The 19441-nt window shown below is 64.1% G+C and carries 11 protein-coding genes; 9 read left to right on the forward strand and 2 right to left on the reverse strand.

The genetic code is table 11. The features are described 5' to 3' along the window. Positions 1–135 precede the first annotated feature (135 nt). Genes ACILR9_RS30540 through ACILR9_RS30550 form a run of 3 tightly spaced genes read left to right on the forward strand, consistent with a single transcriptional unit; the run spans position 136 to position 6418 of the window. Positions 136–2637, forward strand: a complete 2502-nt coding sequence (locus tag ACILR9_RS30540) for an ABC-three component system protein (RefSeq protein WP_395713757.1) — start codon at positions 136–138, stop codon at positions 2635–2637. Then, positions 2634–3335, forward strand: coding sequence for a hypothetical protein (locus ACILR9_RS30545; RefSeq protein ID WP_395713758.1), 702 nt, complete (start codon positions 2634–2636; stop codon positions 3333–3335). Before ACILR9_RS30540 ends, ACILR9_RS30545 begins: the two co-directional genes overlap by 4 nt. Next, complete coding sequence (locus ACILR9_RS30550; RefSeq protein WP_395713759.1) at positions 3332–6418, forward strand: AAA family ATPase; 3087 nt, start codon at positions 3332–3334, stop codon at positions 6416–6418. The genes ACILR9_RS30545 and ACILR9_RS30550 overlap by 4 nt, the downstream gene beginning before the upstream one ends. A gap of 144 nt (positions 6419–6562) precedes the next feature. Here the strand turns inward: ACILR9_RS30550 and ACILR9_RS30555 are convergent, their stop codons facing one another. After that, a complete protein-coding gene (locus tag ACILR9_RS30555) occupies positions 6563–7390 on the reverse strand; it encodes a hypothetical protein (RefSeq protein ID WP_395713760.1) in 828 nt (275 codons plus the stop codon). Between the two features lie 705 nt (positions 7391–8095). Here ACILR9_RS30555 and hxsC point away from each other — a divergent pair. The 4 genes from hxsC (at position 8096) to ACILR9_RS30575 (ending at position 11495) form a co-directional block, all read left to right on the forward strand. Beyond that, positions 8096–9214, forward strand: coding sequence for a His-Xaa-Ser system radical SAM maturase HxsC (hxsC, locus tag ACILR9_RS30560; protein WP_395713761.1), 1119 nt, complete (start codon positions 8096–8098; stop codon positions 9212–9214). Between the two features lie 518 nt (positions 9215–9732). Further along, the gene (locus ACILR9_RS30565) at positions 9733–10461 is read left to right on the forward strand and encodes a hypothetical protein (RefSeq protein WP_395713762.1); all 729 of its coding nucleotides are present in this window, start codon (positions 9733–9735) and stop codon (positions 10459–10461) included. A 307-nt stretch (positions 10462–10768) separates the two neighbouring features. Further along, on the forward strand, positions 10769–11014 hold the full coding sequence (locus ACILR9_RS30570) for a hypothetical protein (protein ID WP_395713763.1): 246 nt from the start codon (positions 10769–10771) through the stop codon (positions 11012–11014). A gap of 16 nt (positions 11015–11030) precedes the next feature. Then, positions 11031–11495, forward strand: coding sequence for a hypothetical protein (locus ACILR9_RS30575; RefSeq protein WP_395713764.1), 465 nt, complete (start codon positions 11031–11033; stop codon positions 11493–11495). Between the two features lie 124 nt (positions 11496–11619). Here ACILR9_RS30575 and ligD read toward each other — a convergent pair whose 3' ends face one another. Beyond that, positions 11620–12654 carry a non-homologous end-joining DNA ligase gene (gene ligD / locus ACILR9_RS30580; protein ID WP_395713765.1) on the reverse strand — a complete coding sequence of 345 codons (1035 nt, stop codon included), beginning with the start codon at positions 12652–12654 and terminating at the stop codon, positions 11620–11622. A 111-nt stretch (positions 12655–12765) separates the two neighbouring features. On the opposite strand from ligD, the gene ACILR9_RS30585 reads away from it, so the two are divergent. After that, positions 12766–14889 (forward strand): ParB/RepB/Spo0J family partition protein, encoded by a 2124-nt coding sequence (locus ACILR9_RS30585; RefSeq protein ID WP_395713766.1) that lies wholly within the window; start codon positions 12766–12768, stop codon positions 14887–14889. 209 nt (positions 14890–15098) lie between these two features. Continuing rightward, positions 15099–19430: a strawberry notch-like NTP hydrolase domain-containing protein gene (locus tag ACILR9_RS30590; RefSeq protein WP_395713767.1), complete on the forward strand. Its 4332-nt coding sequence runs from the start codon at positions 15099–15101 to the stop codon at positions 19428–19430. Positions 19431–19441: the final 11 nt, after the last annotated feature.

Raw genomic sequence — 19441 nt, forward strand, 5'->3', positions numbered from 1 at the left:
GCGCTGGCACGCGCTAGCGTCGGATAGCTCGTCGATCATGGTCATAGTGCTGGACCGCCTTGCTTGTGGTGCTGCGCGCCCGTGCAATGCTGCCCTGCGCCTCGACCTTCTCGTCGACCGGGCTGGGCGTGCGGCATGCTGAAGCCCGCGGACGTCGTTGCTGGGGCACGCATTGCCGCACATCCTGGCGTCTATGTGCTCGGATCGTATGACACGCGTATCACCTTCTATTCGCAACAGGTCCGCGCGCTTGAGCTGGCCCACGCATTGTGGCACGAGCACCTGCTGCCAGGAAATGCTCGTATTGCGGTGATCGGCGGCGGTGCCGCCGGCATCACGATGGCCGCCGCGCTCGCTCTTCAAGGTGGAACCGACGTCCACCTGTTCGAAAAAGCGCAGCGCCTGCTGCCGCTGCAAGGGGATTCGCAACGGCGCCGTCTCGATCCACACATCTATGAATGGCCCAGTCCCGATGCTGATCACGAGCTCGCCGAGCTTCCGGTGCTCGACTGGCGATCGGGACCCGCCAGAGACGTCCGAGACGCGGTGCTGCGCGAGTTCGGTGAAATCCGATTGGCGACCGAAGACCGTCTCACCGTGCACGAACGGTATCAGGTCACTGCCATCGCCCCCCAAGCCGGCCGCTTTATAGTAACCTTCGAGCGCGAGGCCGCCGATGGCGGGCGTGAGACCGCAAGCCACGAGTTTGATATCGTCGTGCTCGCAATTGGCTTCGGCATCGAAAACCGCTTTGCAGTCTCAGGAACCGAAACAGCCAGCTACTGGCGCGATGCGGGGGTACCCGGCGCCGAAATCGATGGCAATGCGCGGCCAACGTTCCTCGTCAGTGGCAATGGCGATGGCGGCTTGATCGATCTCATCGCCGCTTCCAGCGCGACTTTCCGGCACGACGACATCGTTCGCGGCATCGCTCAGCGTCCCGGCGTGCAAGCCTTGCGAGACTCATTGTTGGCGATCGATGCCGAAGCCCTTGCTGCTGAGGGGAGAGGAGAGGGGTTCGATTTCGTCGCGGCCTATGATGAGGCCATCGGTGGCCAGGTCGAAGCTCTCGGACTGGTGGATCAGATGCAAGAGCAGCTGCGTCACGGCGTCCAACTTTTTTTCCAGACCCGCAAGCCAGAGCTTATGACGATCAGGACCGCGCGGTTGAACCGCCTTGCGGTCTATCTGCTGGTCAAGGCCTGCAGACGGCAGGGGGCAGAGTCTTTCACACATGTCGTTTGTGACGACGTGCACCAGATCGCATCGGAGGCCAGCGACGCGGAAGGGTCGCGCCGATTCGCCTGCGGTGCAACGACGGTCGTCGCGGATTGGGTGATTGCCCGGCGCGGCCCTGGGCGTGATGCGATTCGCGGACCCTTCTCGAACCTACTCCAGGGCTACGAAGCCGAACACGCCGCATGGGTGCAGGCCTTTCCCGTTGACAGCATCGCTCCTGAACTCACCCATGCGACCTATGATCATTTCAAGCGATTGGCCGGGCGGGCGAAGCTTCCGCCACCGCGCTATCGTATCGACGCCCTGCTCATGGCGATGCCGCACAGCGCCAAGCTGTGGCTGACTGGCGGCGATGCCCGCTGGAGCGGGGACGTCGCGCCCGCGGATATCGCTGCGCTATGGTCCGATGACACGTCGCTGCTCGAACTCACGGTCATCGACGGACCCGGGCAATTGGGGACCAGTCTCGCCCATGCCGTCGCGCGCTTGGCGATGCACGCTCCTCGCGTCGAGCTGTTCGTCGACGTGGCGCGCTGGCGCCCGTTTCTGACGGCGCTTTCTAGTGAGTCGCCTAGTGCTGGTGGGCTGAGGTTGCCCCCGCTAAGGGCGCTGGGCGGCGACCCTTCTATTCTCAACCCCGTGACGGTGCCGCCAAACGACCTGGCTGCCACGATGAATCAGGCGCTCGATAATTGGCTGCTTGAGGCCGTAAATCGCCATCTGACACGCTATATCCGACAAGGCGAGGATCCCGGCCACGCCGTGTCGTTCGTGGCGGCAGCCGATCTTCGCCAGCAGATGGAGCCGATCTGGCAAGACTGGATTCGTCGGTTTCGGGCGGAGCCTGTTCTGCTGGCCCGCTTCCTCGGCCTCGCTATCTGCGCCAAGGATGATGCGGCCGCCGCCGCCGAGGCTTCGGTGCTAGCCGGGCGCCTGCTGCGTACTCCGCTGATCCGAGCATGCGCCGTGGCTCTAGCCGTCGCGACCGCTTGGCAAGTCACGGCGCCACGAGGCGTGCACCCCGGCAATCTTGACCGGATTGCCCACGGAACCGAGCGGACCGGCCACACCTGTGCGGCAGGCCTGATCGACAGCGAGGAAATGGCGCTGGTCGCGCTGCGTCACGCTTGGACAACCGAATTTGTCCTGCTGCCGATGCAGTCAGTCCCGGCGGCGCTAATCGCGGGCGCCAACAGCTCGCTTGGAAAGACCGGCGCGAGCATACCTCTTCTCGGCGAACCCGGCCCAAATGGAAAGCTGATGCTAACTGTCGATGCAGAGTTTCGCATAGCGGCCCAAGCAAGCGCGGCCGCGCTGGCGGCCTTGCTGCTCGGTATCGAGGAAGACCATTTCGGCCGATTGAAAGCTGCCATCCAAGCCGCGGGAGGTCTCTCATGACCGAAACTGCGTCAATGTCGCCTGCCCAAGAAGCCCTCGATGCAGGCGAACGTCTGCTCACTCGCCGCGCGGCCGAACTCGGCCTTACAGTCGAATCCAAGCCCAACTATGCTGGCCGGATCTTTGCCGGCGGTAGCGACACGCCGTCGGCGCGGCTCGAGCCACGCGACCTGCCCAATCATGTACGTGGGCTGCAGATCGGCCGCTATGCCGTGCTGCTGACGCTGCTGCCGGAAGCACCAGACGAGGAGGGTATCAGCGACGTTGTGCGACGCGTGCGCAACCAGTGCGTCGTTGCCCGGTCTCATCTGAGCGCACCAGCAGCGCTCGATCTGCACACCATCCTGCTCGGCCCGCGCGGCAGCGAAGGCGTCGACCGGTGGCGCGCGCTGGCGCTCATCGCCGAACGCGACGAGCGCGTGGCGCGCAAGCTCGTCTGGCTGCGCCCGCTGGACCCGAGCGCCGACGAGCAGAGCTTCGCCGATTTTGTGAAGCGCAGCTTTCTTGCCCGACCGTGGATCACCGACGCCATCTTCTCTATGGCACCGCTTGACAATGTGAGCCGCGCCGCAGTGTATGGCGACGTCCCGCGCGACACGGCCGGCGAGTGGATCCGCTTGGCAAGCGAATCCGACGTCGATCCCGATCTACTGGTCGAGGAACTGGTGGTCTCCTGGCGGCGGCGGAGCGCACGATGAGCGAAACCTTCCTGCGCGAGGTCAATCTTCGCGATTTCCGGACGTTTGGCGAATTCGCGTTGCCTGTGCCGCCGGGCCCGGGGCTCACTCTCCTCGTCGGGACCAATGGCTTGGGCAAGAGCAGCTTTTTCGACGGGATCGAATGGTGCCTGACTGGCAAGATCCGGCGCTTCCAAGATTATGTGGGCCGCCTCAAGGAAAGTGAGTACCTCACCCGGCGCGATGCCAAGCCGGGATCGCACCGCGTCAGCCTGAGGTTCTCGGAGGGCGAGCCGCTGACTCGCACGCTGCGCACAAAGCCCGCCGCCCGAGCCTTGCTCAGGTTGCTCAAGGATCCCGACTGGACCGAGATCAAGGACATCGCCGCCTACCTTGGCTTCACCCATTTCCTGGGACAAGCCTCGCAACAGCGTTTCACCAGCCGTGGCCAGGCCGATCAATGGCAGGCGCTCAAAGGACCTAGCGGCATAGACCGGCTCGAATCGATCCGGACCGCCTTGCGTGGTCGAGCGACTACCAATGCTTTTCGGCGGCGCGCCGAACGCGAAGAGGAGGTAGTCAATATCGCAGCGCGGGCCCTCGAGGAATGGCGGGGGTTTGCTGCTAGGCTGAACGGGCTCCATGCGCGAGGCGCGGCGGCCGGCGCTGAGTCCGAGGCGACGCTTGATGCGCGGCTTGCAGCCATCGAACGGATGCTGCCGGGCGGCGACGACGCACTGCAAGGCTTTACCGAGCGACTATCGCACGTCCGCTTGGCAATCGAGGCCGAGCAACGGAACGTCGCGCAGCACCGAGCCGCGCTCGACGGCCTCCACAGTACTGTCACGCGGTTCGCGGAAGCGTCCGCGCTGACGGAGACTGGTGGCGCGCGTACAGCGGCCGCTAGTGCCGCCGTCGCGACTGCGACAGGGCAGCTGAGCGAGGCAATGCTCGCGGCGAGTCAAGCAGAACAGGCCGCTGCGGCGCAGACCGAGGTCGTTGCCCGCGCTGAATCCGACCATGACGACCGCGTTCGTGCCCGAACGTCAATTGCCGAGTTCGGTATGCTCGATGCCGAACGACAGACCGCACAAGCGAATGAAGCGGCGCTCGACGCCGAGCGAGACACCTGCCACCGTGATCTCGCGATCGCTCAGGACGCTTTCAACCGGGCGCGCGAGGCACAAGTGACCCTCAGCCGGCTCGACAACGAACAAGCGACGCTCCAGCTCTGGTCTACGCGTGCCGCGGCCTTGCAGGCTCAGGAAGTTGGGACGCTCAATCAGCGTAATGCCGCCACCTCGGCGAGAGCGGCCTCCGATCACGCGCGCGGCCAGTTGCCGGGGCTCGAGCGCTCCGTGGAAGACACGCGCGCGGCCGAAGCTTCTGCCCGGAACAGGCTGGCCGCGCGGCGGCGCGATGCGTCGCGGCTCGCGGAGCTGCTGTCCAGCCTCGCAGCGCATATTGGGCATGACGACACCAATTGTCCGGTCTGCGCGAGCAGCTTCCCACCGGGTGAGTTGCAAACGCGCGCGCAAAACGCACTCGCCGCGCAGGACGTCCAGCTTGCCGACGACGTGCGCGCGCTCGACGCACTGCGGGATAGCGCAACGGCGGCAGCCCAGGCCCTAGCCCGAGCGCAAGCAGCCATTTCCGATGCGGTTGCGGCAGAAACCGCTGCGGGGGCAGCCGAAGCAGCGGCTGCGGCTGAGCGCAGCGCGATCGCTGAAGGGCTCGGCGTGGCCGCCGATAGTGATTTCGGAGCGCTGGTTGCTCACCAGCTGGCTGAGGCGGCGCGAGCGCGCGCGGCGCATATTCGGGATGCGGGCGGCAGTCCTGCCGATGTCAGTACCGCCCAGGCGCGCGTCGACTCCCTGACCACGGCACTAGCGTCCCTCCAGGAGCGCCTTGCCACTGCAACACGCCGCCGCACGCGATGCGAGACGGCGTTGCTCGCGATAGAGGAAAGCCTAGTCGGGCTCGCAAAGCCGTGGAGCGTCGAGGCTGCCGATGCCGCCGTCGAAGCGCAGGGCAAAGTGCTGGAGGCAGCGCGCGCTAGCCTGGAGGACTTGATCCTGAAGCGCGCAGCGGCGACCAATGCGGAAGCGGCGGCACGCGAGCGGCTCGCCGCAGCCGAGGCCGAGCGCGCCCGTATCGCCGGAGGGGTCCGCGACGCCGAGGCCGCCCGTTCGGCGGCGGCTACGGCGTGGCAGCAGGCCGGCATGACCGGCGATCCCTCCTCGCAAACGATCGATGTGCAGGCAGCCGTGCTGGGCGAGCGAGCGTCGGCGCTCGCCGCGCATTTCGAGGAAACCAATGCACTGTCGCGGAGCTACGAAGCCTGGCTGGCGCAGGACGAATTGCGCGCGCTACGCGTCTTGATGAACGAACAGGGCGGAGAAGGGGCGGCGGAGAATCCCGTCATCCGAGAGCAGGAACTCCAGGGGCAGCTCCAGGCGGCGCGCACCGCGCTGCAGCTCACCAGCGCCACCCGAGATGCGGTGATCGCCTATGGTGAGCAGCTTAAGTCCGAAGCCGAGAGCTTCTCGACACAATTCCTGCTGCCGCTCAACGATCTGATAGACGCATTCAACCGCGCGCTGCTAAGTACGCCCGGTGAGACGGTGCAGTTCAATGCGGAGCATACTGTCGAACGTACGGCGCTCGCGATGCAGCTGCGCTATACGGATCCAATTGAAAATGCCCAATACAAAACCGCCTTGCCACCGCAGCTCGTACTGAGCGAAGGGCAGATGGCTGCAAACGGCTTCAGTATTCTCTGTGCCGCCAGCACGGCTTATCGGTGGTCGCGGTGGCGGGCCTTGCTGCTCGACGATCCGTTGCAGCATAACGACATCATTCATGCAGCGGCATTTGTCGATGTGATGCGCAACCTCGTCGAGCTCGAGGGCTATCAGCTGATCATGTCGAGCCATGAGCGCGACGAAGGAGAATTCATCGCGCGCAAGTTTGATGCGGCCGGACTGCCGTGCACTGTCGTTGAGCTGATCGGAGCGTCCAAGGATGGTGTCCGGGTGGAGCCGCCGCGGCACAATTCGGCTGCGCGTCGCCTATTGGCCGAGCCCGAGGCGAAACTAGCGTAGGTTTCGGGCGCCTCCTGGCTCGTTCCAGCCGCGATCGCGCTCCGCGTCAGCGCAATTGGCCACTTATGTGCTGACCGGAGGCGGACGCATTCAGGATTATGCCTCGGAGCGTTCACCTCTGCGAGGTTTCATCAAGCTGTTACCTTAGGGAGGGGGCTGGAAATCGCCAAATACGCAAACTGCCATGATCTTCGGCTCACCTTCGTGAGCGGACCCGAACAGCAACACGCGACCGTTTGGATGCCACGCGGGGTCCCATTCGTCCCCGGACAAGTCCGTGATGCGGCGAAGCCGAGCGAAATCGGATGTCGGCGCGACGTAGAGGTCCCAGTTTCCATTCCTCTTTGAGGCAAACGCGAGCCACCGCCCGTCGGGCGAAACGGTGGGATCCCACTCATCACCTGACGATCCGACAACCTTTTCGCTTTTTCCATTCGACTGGTCACGACGGTAGATCGCGAAGCGGCCGTCAGCGTCCGAGATGAAGTAAACCTCGCCCGTGGCGCCTCCGAATGGACGCCACTGCTCGGCGGTCGATTCGGTTAGGCGTTCAACGGTCTTTCGATCGCGGTTGAAGCGATACAGATTTGGCGCACGGGCGCCGTCGAGTTCCCGGCTGCCAGCGAACAGGACATGCCGCCCCGTGACCGTTGGGATGGAGCCGGTGAGACCCTTGTCGCCGTGCAGAGGCTCAGTTGCTCCCGAGGGCCAAGACCGAACCATGAGGTTCTCCCGTCCGCGCTGCTCGCCAACTGTGCCATGTCCAAACACGACGTCGAACTCGTCCTCCGAGACGTCGAGAAATGCAGGATGCCTCTCGTTCACCGTCGTCCCGGCCGGCGTAAGTTCGAAGAGCTTGTGGTCTGACAGACGTAGTACCCGAATGCGATCGAGTGGCCCGGCGCGGCTTTGAAACAGGAGCCAACGGCCGTCGTTCGATACGGAGGGGTAGCGCCCGCTGTCGCCGACCAACTGGTAGATCCGGGGAATCCGCGGTGCTACCTCGCCCGAGTCAGCGTCGGGGCACAACTCAGCTAGCCTCGAGAGCGAGGTTAGGCCCGTGTCCGCGGGAGGAGCTACATATGAGACGCCAAAACTGGGCGCGAGTGCCGAAGCAACAAGCCGCGCGACCTCTTGCGAGCCACGATTGCTAAGGTGGATGTGGTCGCCCAGGTAAGCCCAGCCACGATCTTCCGGCAGCTGCCTATCCAGGTCGATCAATAGCACTCCACTAAGCGCCCTGCTCTATAACTACGATGGCTCAGTTTACGCGTCCGACGAATCTCGGATGCTGGCGGAGATGCAGGACGAAACCTTCCGGCTGGGACACGTTCACGAGAATACTTACGAAGAGATACTTCTGTCGGACAGGCTCCTCGATCCCCTCGAGTCGTCCATAGCTCTTTCGGTACCCATGTGCAGTGACTGTGCCTTCGAACCGTACTGCGGGGCAGATCCCGTCTTTCACCACGCTACGCAGGGCGACTTCGTCGGGCGCAAGCCTACGTCGGCATTCTGCCAACGTAATATGGCGATCTTCCGTCATTTGATCGGCCTAATGGAAGACGACGTCGACGTTCGGCGCATCTTTCGTGCCTGGGCGGCGAGGGGATAGTGCTAACGCTCTCGGTTCGCGGCGTCAGAACGCATGGTTTCTCTCTTGCGGACGAGCACACCGTGCTTCGGTTGCGCTCTATTGATGTTCCCGGTGAGCCCGTCGGCGATGACGACTGTCTGTTGACGGAGGATGTTGGAGTAGCTCCCGTAAAGACACTCGCCCTTCCTGACTCCATGCAAGTCGAGCTCGCGCAGCTGCCGCCGGGTATACGGGCAGTGTTTCTGCCGGATTCTCTCGCCTATCTCCGAGACGGCGACATAGTCGCGCTTGAGCCATCGCACGGTATCCTGCGCGTTCTCTATCGCCGCAATTCGCCAAGTAACAGCTTACTCGTCACGGAACGGTGCAATCACTACTGCCTGATGTGCTCGCAGCCGCCTAAGGACGTTGACGACACGTACATATACGCTGAGCTCGAACGTGCAGTACCGATGATCGACAAGGAGACGCGCGAAATTGGTATCACCGGAGGTGAGCCGACTCTGGGCGGCGAGCGGTTCCTTTCTCTCCTTCGATCGCTAAGGGACCACTTGCCCCACACCGCCGTGCACATCCTGTCGAATGGTCGCAACTTCATAGAGCCGGCCTTTGCAGCGGCCTACGCCGGTATTGACCACCACGACGTCATGATCGGTATCCCCATCTATGCCGACTACGCTGCGCTGCACGACTACATTGTCCAGTCTGACGGTGCGTTTGACGAGACGATACGGGGTATCCTGAACCTGAAGGCTCGCGGGGCGCGGGTCGAGATACGCGTTGTCGTCCTGAAGCAGAATTCCAGCAGGCTGGTACGGCTTGCGGAGTTCTTGGCCCGCAACCTGACATTCGTCGACCATATCGCGCTCATGGCGCTCGAAGTCACCGGATTTGCTCGCGCGAACCTTGATCGAATTTGGGCGGACCCGTTCGACTATCGAGCTGCTCTAAGCGAAGCCGCGCTCCTCCTAGAGGCTTCAGGCATGCGCGTCTCGGTCTACAACCACCAGCTTTGCACGGTCGATCGTGACATTTGGCATCTCGCGCGGCGATCAATCAGCGACTGGAAGAACGAGTATCTTCCGGCGTGCGCTACTTGTGCCGTGAGGAACCGATGTGCGGGATTCTTCGCCACTGGTCGCACGCGTTATAGCCAGCACATCCATCCGGTGGCGGCAGCGGCCTGGACCAGCGAGTGAGCGTTTGCGATGGCTTGGCACCGGCGACCCGAAATACTCGCTGCACTGTCGGCACGCCACTTACGGCTATCGCATGAAGACTTATAAGCGTGAAACGCTAGAGCAGTGGAAAGAAGATGACGCTAAGGGCGAGGAAAAGGCTCAGCTTGCCACCGATGAGAGTCTCCAATGAACGGATCGCTGGTCAACGCCAGGGCGGCATGGCCGGCCGCCACGCTTTCCGGTCGGCGCCGCCGCGCCTTGCGCCGCCACAGCGGCACGCGGTCTCTGCGAGACGGCCACACACGCGTACCGCTGCCGATCGGGAGCGAGAAGGGGTAACAGACGGCTGGCGAGCTCGTTTATGCCAACCCCCGGCCGTTAACGACGCTCGGAGAGGTTGGCCGTTCTCAACGCCTAGCGGCCACTCTTAGACTTTTGCGGCCGATGGCATCAATCCCTAGTGGGATTGACTCTTTAATCAAATGTTCTCCTTTTGTTCTTCTTATTGGGCGACCATTTTCTCGTGGAGGATGGCGATGCTGATCCTTCTTCTCCCCCTTACGACCATCCTAGTGGCTCTTGTCGGCTTCTATGTCTGGCATCGGCAGCTCGTGCGGAAGCGGCACTTTGAGATCGCGGACGCTGCATTGTCCGCGTTCTGTCGGGCCGAGGCCGCGATAGCGCGCGCTCGCGAGCCCAACGTAAATGCCGGCGAAGCGACAACGCGAAAGCGCGGCGACTACGAGCTGCCGGCCTACGGCGGCATGTTGGACCGCCTGTACATTCCCGTTGAGCGTCTAAAGGTTCACCGCAATGCTTTCGAGGAATTGGACCGTGCTGCCGTCAACGCAGAGGTTCACTTCGGTAGTGAGCTTGCCCATCACCTTCGCGAGCCGCTCCGCGCCTACCAACGGATAGTCGTAGCTACTGCCTGCCGCATGAGCAGCGTGGGGCTCTCTTCGGAAAGGAAGGTTAGCCGTGCGCTTGTCCGCCAGTGGGAAGCCGTAGTGCACGCCGGCGTGACGGCACTCGACGACACCGACGAGCTTTCGCTGGATATGGATGAGGCGAAGCGTGCCATCGAAACCACGTTGCGCCCTTTCGTCGAAGCGCCAACATTCAGCGAGTTTCTGCTCGTGTATCGGCCGCTTCGGTTGGCACTACGCCGCATGCGATTTGTGGCGCCGTGGGCACGGTGCGGTTACGGCAAGATCGCGGTGTACGCGGCTAACACGGTTGCAGAGCCCACTGCTGGCGAAGCATAGCGATGCCCGCGCTTACGCGTCACGACGTAGCTGGTGGCCTCGGCGCGCAATTGATTGGCGTCGAGTGCCAGCACTGCGTTCGGCGCGCGCTTCTCACGTTTGAGACGCTGAAGGCGCAGCGCGGTGACAGCCGTACCCTCGAAGAGGCTGGCGTTCACTGTAGCAAGTGCGGCTCTCGCCACTTCACTGCAACTCGCTTTACCACGCGCTCTGCTGCTCATGCCTTCATCAGGAACGTCTGAGCATGGTTCGCCGTAGAGGGAATCCTTTCGCGAACACGTTGAAGCGACTTCCACACAAGGCGCTCATGCGGCGCGACGAGCCGCTGCGCCGGTCTGACGATGACGAGGTCATGGCTATGATGCTGAGTGTTGCTGCCGGTGCTGAGTACCTCGCCTATGCCGGTACTCGCGGCGAAGAGCTTTACTGCCGAGTGTTCTGCTTTGACACGGTGGAGAAGGCTCGCGCCATGCAGGCGTGGATCGATGCTTCGGGCATCGAGCGCCGTCCCGCGCCAGCGCCATCAAATCACCCGCAACTGAAAGTCGGATGACGATAGGAGGTCTAAGTTGGATCAGCGCGTTTCCGAACGATCGCCCATGCAGTATCGCAACGTGCTCCTAGAGATGTGCCGAGATGCCCTTCCTGGGCTCAACATGCTCTACCTTTCAGGGCTCGCTGAGACCCTCGCGTTGATCGACCGAGAGAATGCCCAGGAGCCTGGAAGCCATGATCTAAACGTCCGCGCGATTGTTCGCGTATTGCGCGCCTGGGGTGACTTTGAGGGAGACACTTGGGCTGGTGGATTTGTCATGGAGCTTCTCGACGGTCGCCGCGTCTACGTTGAGAGCTACGCGGACGGACCAGATTGGGGATCTGACTCCTGTGCGTCTGTTGTCGCCGTACCAATCGACAGTACCTTGCCGCAGTTGCCAAGGAACCATGGCTCGGCGCTTTGTGGTTGGGTCGAAGACCTCACCGAGCTCGGCGACTATTTGAGACGATTGGCGAGCAGGCCGCTACTGCAAGGCTGATCTGCTGCGTACGTTCGGCGGTTCCCTTCCGTACGCCTGGGGCGCGCAGCCGGTGCCTGCAGCCAGCTGAGTCCGTTGTGGTGACCGCGCAGCATCGGGCCTATCTCATGATGGCTTGGACGGCCTACATCCGGTTAGTCGGGTGTGGAATCTGGCGCACCACCTGCTTCGCCGGCTTGTCTTCCCGTTGCCCTTGGTAGGAGACCTGTCGCAAGAGGTTGTCCTCGGTCCAGGTCAGATAGGTAACTTCGACGACCAGCTGCGGACGCACCCAATGGACGCGGGAAAGCTGCAAAGGGCTACCGAACCTGCTGTCGCGCGGCGGCGGCTCCGACAAAGGCATACGCGCGGTCTGTAGAGGTGCCAGCACCCGCGCGAGGCGCTTGAGCTCCAGCGTGGTCATTCCGGTGCCGGCTCGCCCCGCGTAGTGCAGCTTGCCGTCCTCGGTGTAGTAGCCGAGAAGCAGCGCACCGATGTGCGATCGGCTTCCTTCTGGATCCGTCCAGCCGACAACCACGAACTCCTCGCGATTGAGACACTTCGACTTGACCCAGAGGCCCCGATCACCGGGGGCGTAAGGCTGGTCGGCCCGCTTTGAAATCGCCCCCTCGAGGCCAAGCTGGCAGGCGTGCTGGCGAAAGCGCGGACCGTCGCCGACGACGTGCTCGCTGTAGCGGAGACCGGGTATCTCCTTCGCGAATAGCTCCTGCAATCGCTGCTTGCGCTCAATGAGCGGGAGTTGAGCGGTGCTTTCGCCATTGAGGTATAGAAGATCGAAGACGAACAGGATCAGCTGATCGGTTCTGCCTTCGTCCATGGCTGCCTGCAGTCGGCTGAAGGCCGGCACGCCATCGGGGCGCAGCGCGCAAAGCTCGCCGTCGAGATACGTCGACTTGGCCGGAAAAGAGCCCAGAGCGTCGATCGTGCGCCGATATCTGTAGGACCAGTCGAGTCCCGTGCGCGTGAGCAGCTTGACCTGGCCATCGGCAATGCGGGCATGCATGCGGTAGCCGTCGTATTTGATCTCGTGCAGCCAGCCGTCGCCCGTCGGCGCTTCGGCGACGAGGCGCGTGAGCTGCGGCTTGATCCACTTGGGCGGCCGAGAAGTCGTTCCCACACCGGGACTGGAGCACATCGCGCCGATCGCGGGAAGGCGCACACCCTCGCCCAGGCCCAGTATCTCCAGAGAGTGAGAGGGGAGCGCTAGGTTCTGTGACGGATTGGAGGTCGAGAGAGTGTGTCCCGGCCGGCCGTCGCGGAGTGTACTCATATGGCAAAGGCAATTCCAAAGATCACCCTCAGCGCTTCACGCGACATTCCCTTCAACAAACTGGTGCTCAGCCAATCGAACGTGCGGCGCACGAAGGCCGGCATCTCGATCGAAGACTTGGCCGAAGACATTGCCCGGCGTGGGCTCCTGCAGAGCCTCAATGTCCGGCCGGTCCTGGAGGCTGACGGCACCGAGACGGGCATGTTCGAGATTCCTGCCGGTGGCCGTCGTTTCCGGGCCCTGGAGCTTCTGGTCACTCAGAAGCGCCTTTCGAAAACCGCCCTGATCCCTTGCATCGTGCGCGACCCGGCGGCCGCGATCTCAGCGGAAGAGGATTCACTGGCGGAGAATGTTCACCGCGTCGCTTTGCATCCACTCGACCAGTTCCGCGCGTTTAAGGCCTTGCGTGACGAGGGTGGCAGTGACGAGGAAATTGCTGCCCGCTTCTTCGTCTCGTCGGTAGTGGTGAAGCAACGGCTCCGGCTCGCCGCGGTATCGGAGAAGCTCCTCGACGTCTATGCCCAAGACGGCATGACACTGGAGCAGCTCATGGCCTTCACGGTCACCACCGATCAGGCTCGCCAGGAGCAGGTTTGGGAGGGCCTTCAGCACTCCTACAACAAGGAGCCGTACCTGATCCGTCGCCAGCTCACCGATAACGCGATTCGCGCGTCGGACCGACGGGCTCGCTTTGTTGGCTTGGAGAGCTACGAGGCCGCGGGCGGCGCGCTCCTGCGTGATCTGTTCGAGGATGATGGCGGCGGCTGGCTGCAGGATATGGGCTTGCTCGATCGCCTGGCCACCGAGAAGCTGGCCGTCGAAGCGGAGAAGATCGCCGGCGAAGGGTGGAAGTGGATCGAGGTGGCCCTCGATTTCCGCTACGGGCATGCGCAGCATCTTCGGCGACTCGATGGCGTGCAGGTCGACCTCACGCCGGCTGAGCAAACGTCGGTTGACGCCCTGACCGCGGAGCAGGCCAAGCTCGAGAGCGAATACGAAGGGGCCGACGAGTTGCCGGACGAGATCGATGCCCGGCTCGGCGAGATCGAGACGGCGCTCGCGGCTTTCGAGGATCGCCCCGCGCGCTATGAACCGGCCGAGATGGCGCGCGCCGGGGTGTTCGTCAGCATCGACTCTGACGGCCAGCTATCTGTTGATCGAGGCTATGTCCGACCGGAGGACGAGCCACAGAGTCCGGTCGGTGACCAAGAACGGGCTGAAGGTGAGAGCGGTGAGTCAGACGAGATGGCATCTGCCTCCGCCAACGTGCAGCGCACCGTGATCACCATTGGCGGGGAACAGCCGGATGACGACGTCGAGGACGACGCCATCAGGCCGTTGCCGGAGCGGCTCGTGGGCGAACTGACGGCCCACCGTACCTTGGCACTGCGAGATGCTGTGGCGAACAGCCCGCAGGTTGCTCTAACGATGCTGCTGCACAAGCTCTGCCTCGACACCTTTCAGCGCAGCGCACCCGGCGCGTGCCTGGAAGCCTCGGTCTGTCATGTGTTCTTCCCTGTCCAGGCGGCCGACCTGAAGGACAGTCCGTCAGCCAAGGCGGTCACCGAGCGTCACGAGGCCTGGAAAGCAGAATTGCCCAAGAATGACCACGCGCTTTGGGATTGGCTCTCGACTCTCGACGAGAGCCGGCGGGCCGCGCTGCTTGCGCACTGCGTGTCGTTCGGCGTGAACGCCCTCTACGAGAAGGGCGACCGCTACGGCGGGGCAGGCATCTCAGCGCATGGAGTGCAGCAGCGTATCGCGCAGGCCGACCGCATCGCTCGCGCCGTCGGTCTCGACATGGTTGATGCCGGTTGGCGACCGACGGTCGACAACTACCTTGGCCGCGTGACCAAGCCCCGCATCCTCGAGGCGGTGCGGGAGGCCAAGGGCGAGCAGGCGGCGCAGCTCATCGATCATCTCAAGAAGCCCGAGATGGCGAAGGAGGCCGAGCGGCTGCTCGACGCCACGGGCTGGCTGCCCGAGCCGTTGCGTCTCGCAGACCGGCGAGACCTGTCGACACCGATCGATACGGTTCTGGCGCTACCGGCGTTCCTCGCCGACGAGCAGGCGCAGGATGCGGTGATCGACGGGTCAGACCAGCATCCGATCGCTGCCGAATAGCCATGACCTCGCGGGACGGCTTTGGCCGTCCCGCGCCTTCCTGTCCAATCGCTGCACAGGCCCGGCCGCTGCGACGGGTTCTGTCTTGGAAGGCGGTCGCTCCGCAGCCAGGAAAGAGAGGGAGAGGTTGGCCGGAAAGGGTCCGAGCCGATGGGGTCTTAGAGAGCGCCTCACGGTTCGGCCCGTTCACGCTCTCCGAGGTCCCCTCCATGACGATGGTTCCTGCTCAAGCGGCCGAGAATGTGCCGCGGTTCGCCGCCGCGCGCGCCCAGGCTGGCGGGTCGCTCGGCCTAGTCGAAGCCGCGCATCTCCTTCTGCCTCATCTTGAACGCGGCAAACGCATCGACGCGGTCGCCCTGCGGGCCGCCATGGAGCACGCCTGTGGCGGCTCCGATGCCGAGGGCGCCTGGGACTGGAAGATGGCATACGACGCCTGTGAGGCCGCGACCGTCTTGTTCCTGCGTAAGTTCGGTCCAGCCATCCGTGCCCAGGCTGCGTCGCCCGCCGGCATGCTGCAGATGCTGGGCAAGGTCGCGGCTCTCTTGCCCAGCCACACACGCCGATCGCAGGAAAGCCAGGCGCTGCAGCAGTTCTCGACGCCGATCGAGCTCGCCTTTGTTGCTGCCACTGCGGCCGCGATTGCGCCGGCCGATCTCGTGCTCGAGCCCTCGGCCGGGACCGGTCTGCTCGCCATCTTCGCGGAGCTCGTCGGCGGCTCGCTGCTTCTGAACGAGCTGGCCGGTGGGCGTGCTGGGCTGTTGGGCAAGCTTTTTCCCGGTACCTCGATCACCTGCCATGACGCCGCTCACATTCACGACTATCTCGATGGGGCGCTGCGGCCGAGCTTGGTCCTGATGAACCCACCGTTCTCGGTCGCGGCACATGTAGACGGCGCCGTCGCGGACGCGGCTCTGCGCCACGTCGCGTCGGCGCTCACCCGCGTTGCCGACGGCGGACGGCTGGTCGCGATCACGGGTGCCAGCGTCTCTCCAGAACATCCGTCCTGGCGCGACGCCTTTGTCCGCCTCCAGGAACGCGGGCGCGTCGTGTTCTCGGCAGCGATCGATGGGCGCGTCTATGCCCGGCACGGCACGACGGTCGAGACCCGCCTGACAGTCATCGATCGGCTGCCAGCGCCGGATCCGGAGTCGTTTCCCGGATCCCCAGGCATGGCGCCTGATGCGGCCACGCTGCTGTCCTGGGTCCTGCAACATCTTCCACCGCGCTTGCCCGTCGATGGAGCCCGCCTCGTTCGGGTGGCTGAGCGTGTCGTCCCTGTCCGCACCAAGTCCGCATCTGTGCCATCTCTCAGGTCGAGCGCGGCGACTGCGTTCGAGCCCGCCGGCGCCGAGCTGGCCTATGAGACCGTTGACTGGACGCCGGCCGAGGCCGGCCGCCTCACCGAGGCGCTGTATGAGCCGTACGGCCTGCAGTCGGTTCGTATCGACGGCGCGCGCCCGCATCCGACGCGGCTCGTGCAGTCGGCGGCGATGGCTTCGGTGGCGCCGCCCAAGCCAACTTATCGGCCTCGCCTACCGGCTAACGTCGTCACTGGTGGGCTGCTGTCCGATGCCCAGCTCGAGACCGTCATCTATGCCGGCGAGGCCCATAGCGGCCACCTGGCCGGATCGTGGATGGTGGACGAGACCTTCGATGTCATCTCGGCAGCACCCGATGATGCCGAGAAGGCCGTGCGCTTTCGGCGCGGCTGGATGCTGGGCGACGGCACTGGCGCCGGTAAGGGCCGCCAGGTCGCGGGCATCCTGCTCGACAACTGGCTGGAGGGCCGGCGGCGCGCCGTATGGATCTCGAAGTCTGACAAGCTGCTCGAGGATGCCCAGCGCGACTGGTCGGCGCTGGGGATGGAGCGCTTGCTAATCACGCCGCTCGCCCGCTTCCGCCAGGGCAGTCCTATTCGTCTGGAGCAGGGCATCCTTTTTACCACCTACGCCACGCTACGGACCGACGCGCGTGAGGAAAGGGTTTCGCGGGTCCAGCAGATCGTCGATTGGCTGGGAATGGATTTCGACGGAGTGATCGTGTTCGACGAAAGCCATGCCATGGCTAATGCCGCTGGCGGCAAGGGCGAGCGCGGTGAGCAGGCACCCTCGCAGCAGGGCCGTGCCGGCCTGCGCCTGCAGCATGCGTTGACCAACGCCCGCGTCGTCTACGTCTCCGCCACAGGCGCCACCGCCGTGCACAATCTTGCCTATGCACAACGACTCGGTCTCTGGGGCGGTGAGGACTTCCCCTTCGCCACCCGCGCCGAGTTCGTCCAGGCCATCGAGGCCGGGGGCGTTGCTGCGATGGAGGTGCTGGCCCGCGACCTCAAGGCGCTCGGCCTCTACGCGGCACGGTCTTTGTCGTACGAGGGCGTCGAGTACGAGTTGGTCGAGCACACGCTCACGCCCGAACAGATCCGCATTTACGACGCCTATGCCGGCGCCTTCCAGGTCATCCACAACAATCTGGACGCCGCCCTGCAGGCCGCCAATGTCACCGGTGAGCGCGGCACACTCAACGCCCAGGCCAAATCCGCAGCACGATCGGCCTTCGAGTCCGCCAAGCAGCGCTTCTTCTCCCACCTCATCACCTCGATGAAGACGCCGACGCTGATCGCGGCGATCGAGCGCGATCTTGACGCGGGCCATGCCGCGGTCGTGCAGATCGTCTCGACGGGCGAGGCTCTGATGGAGCGGCGGCTTGCCGACATCCCGACCGAGGAATGGGGTGACGTCCAGGTCGACATCACACCGCGCGAGTATGTGCTCGACTATTTGGCGCACAGCTTCCCGACGCAGCTGTTCGAGCCCTTTACGGACGGGGAGGGGAACCTCTCCTCGCGGCCGGTCTATCGCGACGGCCAGCCAATGCAGTGCCGCGATGCCGTCGAGCGCCGCGACCGGCTGATCGAGCGGCTTGCCTCGTTAGTCCCCGTCCAGGGCGCACTCGACCAGATCGTGCAACGCTTCGGCACCGAGATGGTCGCCGAGGTGACGGGCCGTTCACGCCGGATCGTGCGCAAGGGCGACCGGCTTTGTGTCGAGAACCGCCCTGGCTCCGCCAATCTCGCGGAGGCCCAGGCCTTCATGGATGACGACAAGCGCATTCTCGTCTTCAGCGATGCCGGCGGCACGGGCCGCTCCTATCACGCCGACCTTTTAGCCCGGAACCAGCGGCTGCGTGTTCACTATCTGCTGGAGGCGGGCTGGAAGGCGGATACGGCGATCCAGGGTCTGGGGCGCAGCAACAGGACCAACCAGGCCCAGCCGCCGTTGTTCCGGCCGATCGCCACGGACGTGAAGGCCGAGAAGCGCTTCCTATCGACCATCGCCGGCCGGCTCGACACGCTGGGCGCCATCACCAAAGGCCAGCGGCAGACCGGTGGTCAGGGCCTGTTCCGTGCCGATGACAATCTCGAATCCCCCTATGGCCGGGCCGCACTTCGTCAGCTCTACCTGTTGCTGTTCGCCGGCAAAGTCGAGGGCTGCTCGCTACAAGCCTTCCAGGCTACCACCGGACTGCATCTGACCGATCAGGACGGCAGCCTGCGCGAAGAGTTGCCGCCGATCACCACGTTCCTCAATCGGCTGCTGGCGCTCACCATCGATCTTCAGAACAGGCTGTTCGGCGTGTTCGAGGATCTGCTGCGGGCAAAGATTGAGGGCGCTCGCGCCTCAGGCACCTACGACGTCGGCGTCGAGACGCTGACCGCTGAGAGCCTGATGGTCAGCGATCGGCGTGCGCTTTATGTCCATCCCCAGACAGGTGCGGAAACTCAGGTCTTCACCATCCGCCGGCGGGAGCGCAATCGGCCGTTCAGCCTCACAGAGGCATTGGACCGCGCCGAGGACCCGCGGGCCGCTTTGCTGGTGAACACGCAGTCCGGCCGCGCCGCTGTCCAGGTCCCGGCGCCGAGCGTCATGCTGGACGATGGTGAGGTCGAACGTCGTGTCCGCCTGTTGCGACCAATGGAACGGACAGCCTTATCCGTGGCTGCGTTGGCGCACACCCACTGGGAACGGGCCGATCGTGCCGTCTTTGCCGAGGCCTGGGAGCGGGAACTCGCCGAGATTCCTGCTTTCACGGACAGCGATCTTCATATCGTCACCGGACTGCTGTTGCCGATCTGGAAGCGGCTGCCGGACGAGTCCATGCGGGTCTACCGCCTGCAAACCGATGCAGGCGAACGTGTCATCGGCCGGCTGGTTTCGCCCGCATGGGTCGCACAGGCCGTCAGCGCCGAAAGCGTGAGCATCGCGCCCGCCGATGCCTGGTCGGCCGTTCTCGACGGTCGCACGATCCTCGAACTGCAGCACGGGCTGAGCCTGCGGCGCGCCAAGGTGATGGGCTTGTTCCGGGTCGAGCTCTGCGGCTTCACCGAGGGCATGGTCGATCGGCTGAAGGCGATGGGGCTCATCTCCGAGATCATCACCTGGAAGCTCCGTCTGTTCGTTCCGATCGGCGACGCCGGTCCTTCGATCCTTGCTGACTTGATGGAACGCTACACGGTAGTCCGGGTCGCTGATCGGGCGGCGTGAGGAGGGCAGCC

The organism is Reyranella sp. (genome assembly GCF_044224635.1).
Classification (GTDB): Bacteria; Pseudomonadota; Alphaproteobacteria; order Reyranellales; family Reyranellaceae; genus Reyranella.

Excerpts from the sequence above, each read along its gene's own strand:
- ACILR9_RS30540 (WP_395713757.1), top strand. The coding sequence starts at position 136 with ATGCTGAAGCCCGCGGACGTCGTTGCTGGGGCACGCATTGCCGCACAT.
- ACILR9_RS30545 (WP_395713758.1), top strand. The coding sequence starts at position 2,634 with ATGACCGAAACTGCGTCAATGTCGCCTGCCCAAGAAGCCCTCGATGCA.
- ACILR9_RS30550 (WP_395713759.1), top strand. The coding sequence starts at position 3,332 with ATGAGCGAAACCTTCCTGCGCGAGGTCAATCTTCGCGATTTCCGGACG.
- ACILR9_RS30565 (WP_395713762.1), top strand. The coding sequence starts at position 9,733 with ATGCTGATCCTTCTTCTCCCCCTTACGACCATCCTAGTGGCTCTTGTC.
- ACILR9_RS30570 (WP_395713763.1), top strand. The coding sequence starts at position 10,769 with ATGCGGCGCGACGAGCCGCTGCGCCGGTCTGACGATGACGAGGTCATG.
- ACILR9_RS30585 (WP_395713766.1), top strand. The coding sequence starts at position 12,766 with ATGGCAAAGGCAATTCCAAAGATCACCCTCAGCGCTTCACGCGACATT.
- ACILR9_RS30590 (WP_395713767.1), top strand. The coding sequence starts at position 15,099 with ATGACGATGGTTCCTGCTCAAGCGGCCGAGAATGTGCCGCGGTTCGCC.